This window comes from Rhodanobacter fulvus Jip2 (assembly GCF_000264315.1).
GTDB lineage: Bacteria > Pseudomonadota > Gammaproteobacteria > Xanthomonadales > Rhodanobacteraceae > Rhodanobacter > Rhodanobacter fulvus.
Genome location: NZ_AJXU01000052.1, coordinates 1 through 1,112 on the forward strand (window position 1 = coordinate 1; position 1,112 = coordinate 1,112).

The 1,112-nt window shown below is 67.4% G+C and carries 1 protein-coding gene; it reads left to right on the forward strand.

Annotated elements, in window-relative coordinates; genetic code table 11:
* On the forward strand, positions 1–1,112 hold a 1,112-nt coding region (locus tag UU9_RS12750), incomplete at both ends, for a hemagglutinin repeat-containing protein (RefSeq protein ID WP_007082167.1).

The following is a 1,112-nucleotide window of genomic DNA, read 5'->3' on the forward strand; positions in this document are numbered from 1 at the left end:
GGCAGGAGCTGCACGACCAGAGCGGCAACCAGACCTGGCAAAGCACGCTGCGCACCGGGCTGACCAGCACGCAGGGCGACGTCAACGTGGTCGCCCACGGCGACCTCACCGGCCAGGGCGTGGACATCACCGGCCGGGACGTCACGCTGGTAGGCCGCAACGTCACGCTCACGCCCAGCGCGGATACCGCCGAACAGCGGCAGCGCGACAAGATGAGTCAGGTGGGTGTGACCGTGGCGCTGTCGGGCGTGGCGGTGCAGGCCGCGCAGGCGGTGGATGCGGCCGTGGACGCGCACGACCGGGGCGACGAGCGATTGGCGGCGTTGTATGGAGCCGAGGCGGCGTATGGGGCCAAGGACAGTGTTGCGGCGGCTCAGGGCCAGAGCAGCACCGGCCTGGTCAAGGTCACCGTCAGCATCGGCAGCAGCCACCAGTCCAGCAACTCGTCGTATCAGCAGCAGACACAGCAGGGCAGCACGGTAACGGGCAGCCGCGATGTGACCATCGTGGCCACCGGCGATGGCACCAAGGGTGTCGATGGCTATGCCGCCAACGGCGACATCCTGCTACAGGGTGCCCAAATCCAGGCCGGTCGCGATGCCAGCCTGACCGCCGCCCGCGACATCACCCTCACCTCAAGCGAAGACACCACCCAGCGGGACAGTGCCAACCACAGCGGCAGCGCCAGCATTGGCGTGGGCTTCGCGCTGGGCGGCGAACAGAACGGCTTCACCATCGAGCTGGCTGCGGCAGCGGCCCGGGGCAAGGGCAACGGCGACAGCGCCACGAACCACGTCACCACGGTCAATGCCGGCGACACTCTGAGCCTGACCAGCGGAAGGGACGCCACGCTGGAAGGCGCTCAAGCCTACGGCAACACCATCCTGGCCGACATCGGCCGCAGCCTTAGCCTGACCAGCACGCAAGATACCGACCACTACAAGGAGACCTACCAAGCCGCCAGCGCCGGCCTGAGTTTGTGCATCCCACCGATCTGCTATGGCGCCACCAGCGGTGGGGCCAGCTATAGCCAGAGCAACATCAGCAACAACTACCAGAGCGTGACGGAGCAGACCGGGTTGGCCGCAGGAGATGGCGGCTTCGACATTCAC